Source organism: Lacinutrix sp. (assembly GCF_037625555.1).
Taxonomy (GTDB): domain Bacteria; phylum Bacteroidota; class Bacteroidia; order Flavobacteriales; family Flavobacteriaceae; genus Lacinutrix.
The window spans coordinates 1-8,534 of the sequence record NZ_JASJHV010000018.1 but is presented as its reverse complement, the minus strand read 5'-3'; the positions used below and the strand labels follow the sequence as shown (position 1 = coordinate 8,534).

10 protein-coding genes and 1 tRNA gene are annotated in these 8,534 nt (G+C 30.7%); 5 read left to right on the top strand and 6 right to left on the bottom strand.

All coding sequences use genetic code 11. The features are described from left to right. Positions 1 to 63: 63 nt before the first annotated feature. Positions 64 to 136, bottom strand: a tRNA-Lys gene (locus QNK89_RS01080). Positions 137 to 231: 95 nt separating this feature from the next. Between QNK89_RS01080 and QNK89_RS01075 the strand changes: the two genes are divergently transcribed. After that, entirely contained in the window at positions 232 to 780 is a 549-nt protein-coding gene (locus QNK89_RS01075; RefSeq protein ID WP_340169133.1) for a shikimate kinase, read from the top strand. Here QNK89_RS01075 and QNK89_RS01070 read toward each other — a convergent pair. Continuing rightward, on the bottom strand, positions 772 to 1,275 hold the full coding sequence (locus tag QNK89_RS01070; protein ID WP_340169132.1) for a phosphoribosyltransferase family protein: 504 nt from the start codon (positions 1,273 to 1,275) through the stop codon (positions 772 to 774). The genes QNK89_RS01075 and QNK89_RS01070 overlap by 9 nt on opposite strands. Positions 1,276 to 1,301: 26 nt before the next feature. Beyond that, positions 1,302 to 1,676: an RNA-binding S4 domain-containing protein gene (locus tag QNK89_RS01065; protein ID WP_340169131.1), complete on the bottom strand. Its 375-nt coding sequence runs from the start codon at positions 1,674 to 1,676 to the stop codon at positions 1,302 to 1,304. A 78-nt stretch (positions 1,677 to 1,754) separates the two neighbouring features. On the opposite strand from QNK89_RS01065, the gene QNK89_RS01060 reads away from it, so the two are divergent. Then, on the top strand, positions 1,755 to 2,870 hold the full coding sequence (locus QNK89_RS01060; RefSeq protein WP_340169130.1) for an FKBP-type peptidyl-prolyl cis-trans isomerase: 1,116 nt from the start codon (positions 1,755 to 1,757) through the stop codon (positions 2,868 to 2,870). A 68-nt stretch (positions 2,871 to 2,938) separates the two neighbouring features. On the opposite strand, the gene QNK89_RS01055 is transcribed toward QNK89_RS01060, so the two are convergent. The 3 genes from QNK89_RS01055 to QNK89_RS01045 are packed head-to-tail and all read right to left on the bottom strand — an operon-like array spanning position 2,939 to position 5,438. After that, positions 2,939 to 3,565, bottom strand: a complete 627-nt coding sequence (locus tag QNK89_RS01055; protein WP_340169129.1) for an outer membrane beta-barrel protein — start codon at positions 3,563 to 3,565, stop codon at positions 2,939 to 2,941. A 41-nt stretch (positions 3,566 to 3,606) separates the two neighbouring features. Beyond that, positions 3,607 to 4,569: a transketolase C-terminal domain-containing protein gene (locus tag QNK89_RS01050; protein ID WP_340169128.1), complete on the bottom strand. Its 963-nt coding sequence runs from the start codon at positions 4,567 to 4,569 to the stop codon at positions 3,607 to 3,609. 23 nt (positions 4,570 to 4,592) lie between these two features. After that, on the bottom strand, positions 4,593 to 5,438 hold the full coding sequence (locus tag QNK89_RS01045) for a transketolase (RefSeq protein WP_340169127.1): 846 nt from the start codon (positions 5,436 to 5,438) through the stop codon (positions 4,593 to 4,595). Between the two features lie 190 nt (positions 5,439 to 5,628). Between QNK89_RS01045 and tgt the strand changes: the two genes are divergently transcribed. The 3 genes from tgt to QNK89_RS01030 form a co-directional block, all read left to right on the top strand. Then, positions 5,629 to 6,759 (top strand): tRNA guanosine(34) transglycosylase Tgt, encoded by a 1,131-nt coding sequence (gene tgt / locus QNK89_RS01040; RefSeq protein WP_340169126.1) that lies wholly within the window; start codon positions 5,629 to 5,631, stop codon positions 6,757 to 6,759. 2 nt (positions 6,760 to 6,761) lie between these two features. After that, positions 6,762 to 7,835 carry an LptF/LptG family permease gene (locus QNK89_RS01035; protein WP_340169125.1) on the top strand — a complete coding sequence of 358 codons (1,074 nt, stop codon included), beginning with the start codon at positions 6,762 to 6,764 and terminating at the stop codon, positions 7,833 to 7,835. Beyond that, the coding region (locus QNK89_RS01030) for an EamA family transporter (RefSeq protein WP_340169124.1) at positions 7,822 to 8,534 on the top strand (713 nt) is incomplete at its 3' end. The genes QNK89_RS01035 and QNK89_RS01030, both read left to right, overlap by 14 nt.

The window sequence follows — 8,534 nt, the reverse complement described above, 5'->3', positions numbered from 1 at the left end:
TTCCGCCACGTGCGCAATAAAAAAAGTTAAAAAAAAAAGCTAAGCATAGCTTAACTTTTTTTGTGACCGGGCTGGGGCTCGAACCCAGGACCCTCTCCTTAAAAGGGAGATGCTCTACCAACTGAGCTACCAGGTCATTTCCTTATTAAGGGTGCAAATATAAAAGGTTTTATTAATAATACAAGCCTATTTTTAAAAATATTTTTGTTTTTTTGTTCATTGAAATTCTACATGATTAATAATCAAATAATAAGAGCGAAAATGAATATTGTTTTACTTGGGTATATGGCTTCAGGAAAGTCTAAAATAGGCAAAGAACTTGCAGATATTTTGTCTTTTGATTTTAAAGATATAGATAATGTTATAGAAGATGGTGAGAAAAAGAGTATAAATGAAATATTTGTTAAATCTGGAGAACTATATTTTAGAAAGAAAGAAAAAGAATATTTAGAGAACCTTTTAAAAATTTCAAATAATACTATTATTTCATTGGGAGGAGGAACTCCATGTTATTTTAACACTATGGAATGCCTGTTGGCAAATAAAAATTTAACAACAGTTTATCTAAACGTAAAAATACCGGTTTTAGTTGAGAGATTGAAAATAGAAAAATCGAAAAGACCATTAATCTCTCATATTAAAACAGATGAATTATTAGCTGAGTTTATTGGGATGCATTTGTTTGAACGAGTTCATTTTTATAATAAAGCTAGTGTTAAAGTAAATGCCAATGGATCTTCAAAGGATATAGTTCAAGATATATTACTCCAATTATTTTAAAAAAACTTCATAGCTTTTACCTTTTAAAACGACTTCAACGTGTTCGTTTAGAGACGTTGACAAAGAAATTCCTTTAAAATCTGCTTTCACGGGATATTTTTTATGGTTTCTATTTACTAATACAGCAGTTTTAAATTTCTTTAACGGCACATCAAGAAAATGTTTTACTCCATAAACCAAGGTAGTGCCTGAGTTTAAAACATCATCAATTAGTATTACAGACTTGTTTGTATATTCTTCTTTCTTTATTGAAGTTTTAATTCTCTCCAATGGTTTTTTCTTATTAATTATGACTTTACACAAAATTGGATTTATTGGAGAGATTTTAGTTAAGACCGATTTTAGTTTTTTTGCTAGAATATATCCATTAGAATCTATTCCTGCTAAAATCACCTCGTCTTCATTACTATTCGCTTCATAAATTTGATAGGCGATTCGTCTAATTTTATGGTTTATTTCTTCGTGACTAAGAATACAGTTTTTTATAGTTGTCATTTTATTTTTTTTTATAAGAGGAATTTTTACTCTTCATTATCTTTATATACATCATCAATATCTCTTCTGTCTTTTTTTGTAGGTCTACCAGTTCCTTTTTTTCTGTAATAATCTTTAGCGTATTTAAGTAATTTTTGAGATTCAAAAGCCGATTTAGGCGTTGTGTCAACTCTGTAAATATCAACTAATTTAGCACCTACGCGATTTGTAGGTACATCTAAAACGTTAAGAGTATAGTTAATTTGATTTTTTCGTAATTCAATTTTATCTGTAGGGTAAACCTCTCTACTTGGCTTTACTACTTGCCCATTTACTTTTATATGTCCTTTTTTGCATGCTGTAGTTGCAATATTTCTTGTCTTAAAATATCTAACACACCAAAGATACTTGTCAATTCGCATATATTTTTATTTAATTCTACGTAATGATATTGTACAAAATTATTTTATAGTTTATCTTGCACACAAAAATAAGCAAAAATGAATTTAAGAAAATTTTTAATTCCAATTTTATCATTGTTTTTTGTCGCTTTTTCTTGTAGAGAGGATGATGAGTCTTTTGAAACTTTTACAGATAGAGATAGACAAGAGGTTTATGATGAAAATGAAGAGGAAATACTTACCTATTTAGAATCTCACTTCTTTAATTATGAAGATTTTGATTTCGCAGATGCTACAAATCCAATAAATAACAACTTTACTGTTGCATTAGATACGGTTTCGTTAGATAACGGGACACAAGATAAAACACCAATAATCAATTATTTAAACCAGGCAGATGGAGTATATCCAAGGTTAGATGTTAAGATAGTTAATCAAGATGAAATAGATTATAATTTATATATCTTAAAAGTAAGAGAAGGAGATGGAGATTCTATAAACAAACTAGATTCTGCAGCTATGATTTATAGTGGTAGCGTTGTAGATGGAACAGTTTTCGATAGTGCAGTAAATGTAGAAAATGGACAACCATTTAATTTAACAGGAGTAGGAAGTGTAGGAGGAGTTGTTCCTGGATTTAGAGAAGGTATTGTTGAATTTAAAACGTCTACAGGTTTTACAAATAATACAGATGGTTCCATAACTTTTAATGGTCATGGAATAGGTGTAGTATTTATGCCTTCTGGTTTAGGTTATTTTTCTTTACCACCTTCAGCGGCAATACCTCAATATTCTCCATTGTTTTTTAATTTAAAAATAATATCAAGAAGTAATACAGATTTTGATTTAGATGGAATGCCTTCTCATTTAGAGCATCCAGATGGAGATATTACAGGAGCAGAAGATAACGTAGATGGAGACCTGTTAGTTAATTTTATTGATAATGATGATGATGGAGATGGCGTTTTAACTAGAGACGAAGTTGAGCAAAAAGTTTATGAAGATGATGGCTCAACAGGAGCTCTTCAATTTATGTCTAAAGCAGAAGCTCAAACATATTTTGATACTAATATTACCTCACCTGATGAAATTTTTATAAGTATTGAAGGCGAATTAGATGGAACTTTTACTTTAAATACATTAGTTGTACCAGATGATAATAATGATGGTATACCAAACTATTTAGATGAGACTGTAACCACTGTTATTGAATAAATAATTACTGATACAAAAAAGCCCAATTTGAAATTCAAATTGGGCTCTTTTGTTTTAATAAAGTCATATTATAATTTTACAGAAAGACTTAATATTAATTGCTCTGTTCTTGTATCTAGTCTATCTATGCCAACAGTTGAATTATTTAAAAGAATAGTAGTTTCGTTATCCGAGAAACCACGCTCGTATCGTAAATCTATACCAATAGAATTAAAATTTAAACCTATCCCAAAGTTTAGGCTTACAGTAAAATCATTTTCTAAATTGCCAATTCTAGCGTTTTCAAAATCTGAATCTAAAATGTACTGAAAAGCAGGACCTGTAAAAACACTTAAAGGACCTATAACTTTTAAACCTACCAGTACAGGAGCGTCAAGGCGTTGTAAATTAAAATCTCCAGCATTATATTCACTTTTGGTTTTTGTATACATTAGCTCAGGTTTTAAGTAGATTTTGTCTCCTATTTTACCAAAAACACCAATATGATAGCCAATAGCTCTAGTTGGATCTTCGGAAATATTACTAATAGAATTAAAATAATCACCATTAGCATTGTAGTTTATACCACCTTTTATTCCAAATCCACTTCCATTTTGTGCGATTGCAGATGGTACTATTGCTAAAATGAAAATTATCGATAAGTATACTTTTATATTTTTGTTTAAGTTGCCTTGAAAGTTTTCAAAATTTTTCATGATTGTCGTTTTTTAATGTGAATTGATAATTAAAACGAAAATCATGTCAAAATATTTCTTTTTATTACTTTTTCACAAGCTAAAACAATAGCATCTGCATTTAAGCCGTACTTTTCCATAAGTTGAGCTGGAGTTCCAGATTCACCAAAAGTATCATTTGTTGCAACAAATTCTTGAGGTGTTGGTTTGTGTTGCGATAAAACGCGAGCTATACTTTCTCCAAGGCCACCTAAATGGTTATGCTCTTCAGCAGTAACAATACAGCTTGTTTTACTAACAGAAGCTATTATTGCCTTAGCATCTAAAGGTTTTATTGTGTGTATATTTATTACTTCAGCAGATATTCCTTTTTCATTTAAAGCTTTTGCAGCCTCAAGTGCTTCCCAAACTAAATGTCCAGTAGCAACTATAGTTACATCTGTACCATCTACTAAATGTAATGCTTTTCCTATTTCAAATTTGTGGTCAATAGGTGTAAAGTTCGCTACTTTTGGTCTTCCAAAACGTAAATATACTGGGCCATGATGTTCTGCAATTGCAATAGTTGCAGCTTTGGTTTGGTTGTAATCACAAGTGTTAATTACTGTCATTCCTGGTAACATTTTCATTAAGCCTATATCTTCAAGAATTTGATGTGTTGCACCATCTTCTCCTAGAGTTAGACCAGCATGAGAGGCACAAATTTTCACGTTTTTATCTGAATATGCAATACTTTGTCTTATTTGGTCGTAAACACGTCCAGTAGAAAAGTTAGCAAATGTTCCAGTAAATGGAATTTTACCACCTATTGTTAAACCTGCTGCTATTCCCATCATATTTGCTTCAGCAATTCCTATTTGAAAAAAGCGTTCTGGGTTTTCTTCTATAAACTGATCCATTTTTAAAGAACCAATTAAATCTGCACAAAGTGCTACTACATTTGGGTTAGTTCTTCCTAATTCTGTTAATCCTGCTCCAAATCCTGAGCGAGTATCGTTATTTCCTTGATTTTCGTATGTTTTCATCTTTTGTTTCTTAATTAGAAGGATTAATAATCGCCTAAAGTTTCAGCATTCTGAGTTAAACCAGTAGCTAATTGATCGTCGTTAGGTGCTTTTCCATGCCATGCATGAGTATGCATCATAAAATCAACACCATTACCCATTATTGTTTTTAATAAAACACATACAGGCTTTCCTTTTCCAGTTAATGATTTTGCTTTTGCCATTCCATTTAAAATAGCCTCTACATTATTTCCTTCTTCTATTTCTAAAACAGTCCAACCAAAAGCTTCAAATTTACCTTTAATACTTCCCATTGGTAATACAGTATCTGTAGAACCATCAATTTGTTGTCCGTTTAAATCTATAGTAGCAATTATATTATCTACATTTTTACCTGCAGCATACATAATAGCTTCCCAGTTTTGCCCTTCTTGTAACTCACCATCTCCATGTAAACTATAGATTAAGTGGTTACAGCCATTTAGTTTTTTTGCTTGAGCTGCACCAAGTGCAACACTTAAACCTTGTCCTAAAGAACCAGAGGCAATACGAATACCTGGTAAACCTTCATGAGTAGTTGGGTGACCTTGTAATCGCGTATTAATTAGACGAAAGGTGTTTAATTCTTCAACAGGAAAATACCTAGACCTTGCTAAAACACTATAATAAACTGGTGAAATGTGACCATTAGATAGGAAAAATAGGTCTTCACCAATACCATCCATATCAAAACCTTCTTTTCTATCCATTATTTCGTTGTAAAGCGTTACAAAAAATTCTGCACAGCCTAAAGATCCTCCTGGATGTCCAGAGTTTACTTTGTGAACCATTCGTAAAATATCTCTACGAACTTGGGTTGTAATATCTTCTAATTGTTGTGTGTTTGCCATTGTTTTTAGCTTGGTTTATAAAGCATCAAAAATAACTTTTTAAAGCCCTATTACAAAAATAGATTAATGGCACTTATTAACGAATTGATACGATTTGCTAACAATTTTAAACTTTTTTGAATTTTATTATATGTTTAAGAAGCTATGTTATTTTGTTAATTATCTTTACAAGCTGAATATTTTAACAAATATGACATTCGATTTAAAAGGAAAAGATGCACAAAGTAGTGCAAGAGCTGGAGTAATTACAACAGATCATGGTGTAATAGAAACGCCAATTTTTATGCCAGTTGGTACAGTTGCTTCTGTAAAAGGAGTGCACCAACGTGAGCTGAAAAATGATATTAATCCAGATATTATATTAGGAAACACATATCATTTATATTTAAGACCACAAATAGACGTTTTAGAAAAAGCAGGTGGTTTACATAAATTCATGAATTGGGATCGTAATATTTTAACCGATTCTGGTGGATATCAAGTCTATTCTTTATCAGCAAATAGAAAAATTAAAGAAGAAGGCGTTAAGTTTAAATCTCATATAGATGGAAGTTACCATACATTTACACCAGAAAATGTAATGGAAATTCAACGTAGCATTGGAGCAGATATTATTATGGCGTTCGATGAGTGTACACCTTACCCATGCGATTATAACTATGCTAAACGATCTATGAAAATGACACATAGATGGCTTGATCGTTGTGTAAATCATTTAGAGAAAGTACCTTTTAAATATGATTATTCTCAAGCATTTTTTCCAATTGTTCAAGGAAGTTGTTATAAAGATTTACGTGAACAATCTGCTGAATACATAGCAAATGCAGGAGCAGTTGGTAATGCCATTGGAGGACTATCTGTTGGTGAACCAGCTGAAGAAATGTATGCAATGACAGAAATTGTAACAGCTATATTGCCCGAAGATAAGCCACGTTATTTAATGGGAGTTGGAACACCAATAAATATATTAGAAAATATTGCACTTGGTGTAGATATGTTTGATTGTGTAATGCCAACACGTAATGCAAGAAACGGAATGTTGTTTACTGCTCATGGCTCTATAAATATAAAGAATTTAAAGTGGAGAGATGATTTTTCTGCTTTAGACGAGATGGCTATAACTTGGGTAGATACAGACTATTCTAAAGCCTACGTTAGACATCTGTTTATTGTAAACGAGAGATTAGCAGCACAAATAGCTACTATACACAATTTAGGTTTTTACATGTGGCTAGTTAGAGAAGCTAGAAAACATATATTAGCTGGAGATTTTAGAACCTGGAAAGATATGATGGTAAAGCAAATGGATAAAAGATTATAATATTGAAAATTTTAGATTGGTACATATTAAAACGTTACTTGCTCACATTTTTAATGATGATTTTGTTGTTTATTCCTATTGGAATAACAGTACATCTTGCAGAAAAAATTGGCAAAATATTAGAACGTGAAGCACCTTTTGGAGAGGTAATGCTTTATCTTCTTGACTTTACTATATATTTTGCACACTTATTATTTCCATTATTTTTATTCTTATCAGTAATATGGTTTACTTCAAAGTTAGCTAACAATACAGAGATTGTTGCTTTTTTAAGTTCGGGAGTTTCATTTTCAAGATTTCTAAGACCATATTTAATTGGTGCAACTATAGTTGCCATAATTTCTATCATTTTAGGCTTATACTTAGCACCAAATGCTAGTAAAGGTTTTAACGACTTTAAGTATAAGTATTTAAGTGGTAAAAAAAATACTGCAAATCAAAAGTTATTTAAACAGATTAATGATAATGAAATTATATATGTTAGTAGTTTTGATGCAGTAAGAGGTCAAGGTTTAAATTTTTCTCTTGAACACTTTGAAAATGATAAATTATCTTATAAAATAAGCTCTAATAGTATAAGATTTGTAGAAGAAGATTCAACATACCAATTAAGAAACTATTTTAAAAGAACAATTACAGATAATGGAGACCTATTGGAGAGAGAGCGAAAAAAAGACACTATTTTTGGTTTTGATTTAGAAGATTTAGTACCAGACGATTATATTGCAGAAACCTTAAATTATGTTGCTTTAAAACGTTTTATAACTCGAGAGGAGAAAAGAGGCTCATCTAACATCGGTCGCTATAAGCTAGAATTGTATAGAAAATGGAGTTTACCAGTTTCAGTCTTTATTTTAACAATTATAGCGGTTGCTGTTTCCTCAATTAAACGAAGAGGAGGAATGGGTGTAAACCTTGCATTTGGTATTACTATAGCCATGATATTTGTTTTCTTCGATAAAGTTTTTGGAACAATGGCAGCACAATCTGACTTTTCTCCATTAATTGCTGTTTGGTTTCCAAATGTGATTTTTGGTATTTTAGCAGTCATACTATTGTACAATGCTAAACGATAAACTTAAAAACTATTTACACCTACATTTATTAGTGTTTATTGCTGGATTTACAGCTATTTTAGGAAAGCTTATAACAATTGAGGCAGTTTCTTTAGTTTGGTTTAGAATGGTAATTGCAGCTGTTTTAATGTTTGTATATATTAAAGTTACTAAAGTAGATATCACTATAGATAGAAAAATACTATTTAAGTTCTCTATTGCAGGAATTATTATAGCATTACATTGGATTACATTTTTTGCAGCAATAGATGTTTCTAACATATCTATAGCATTAGCAATGTTTTCTACAGGTGCTTTTTTTGCCTCTCTTATAGAACCTATTATTTATAAAAGAAAAATAATTTGGTACGAAATTCTATTTGGTATTATTGTTATCATTGGAATTGTGATTATTTTACAAACAGAAATAAAACATATCAAAGGTATTTTATTAGGGATTTCTTCCGCTTTTTTCTCTTCGTTATTCGCGGTTTTAAATGGTAAGTTCCTCGAAAAAAATTCTGCAACAAAAATCTCATTTTACGAGTTCATTTCTGGTGTTATTTTTATTTCATTTTTTATACTAATATTCAGAGATGGTTTCTCTTTAGAATACTTCAAATTAAGTACAGAAGATATAGTTTACCTGCTTATTTTAGCATCTATTTGTTCAGCATATGCATTTATAGCATCTGTATATGTAATGAAACAAATTACACC

Excerpts from the sequence above, each read along its gene's own strand:
- QNK89_RS01075 (WP_340169133.1), top strand. The coding sequence starts at position 232 with ATGATTAATAATCAAATAATAAGAGCGAAAATGAATATTGTTTTACTT.
- QNK89_RS01070 (WP_340169132.1), bottom strand. The coding sequence starts at position 1,275 with ATGACAACTATAAAAAACTGTATTCTTAGTCACGAAGAAATAAACCAT.
- QNK89_RS01065 (WP_340169131.1), bottom strand. The coding sequence starts at position 1,676 with ATGCGAATTGACAAGTATCTTTGGTGTGTTAGATATTTTAAGACAAGA.
- QNK89_RS01060 (WP_340169130.1), top strand. The coding sequence starts at position 1,755 with ATGAATTTAAGAAAATTTTTAATTCCAATTTTATCATTGTTTTTTGTC.
- QNK89_RS01055 (WP_340169129.1), bottom strand. The coding sequence starts at position 3,565 with ATGAAAAATTTTGAAAACTTTCAAGGCAACTTAAACAAAAATATAAAA.
- QNK89_RS01050 (WP_340169128.1), bottom strand. The coding sequence starts at position 4,569 with ATGAAAACATACGAAAATCAAGGAAATAACGATACTCGCTCAGGATTT.
- QNK89_RS01045 (WP_340169127.1), bottom strand. The coding sequence starts at position 5,438 with ATGGCAAACACACAACAATTAGAAGATATTACAACCCAAGTTCGTAGA.
- tgt (WP_340169126.1), top strand. The coding sequence starts at position 5,629 with ATGACATTCGATTTAAAAGGAAAAGATGCACAAAGTAGTGCAAGAGCT.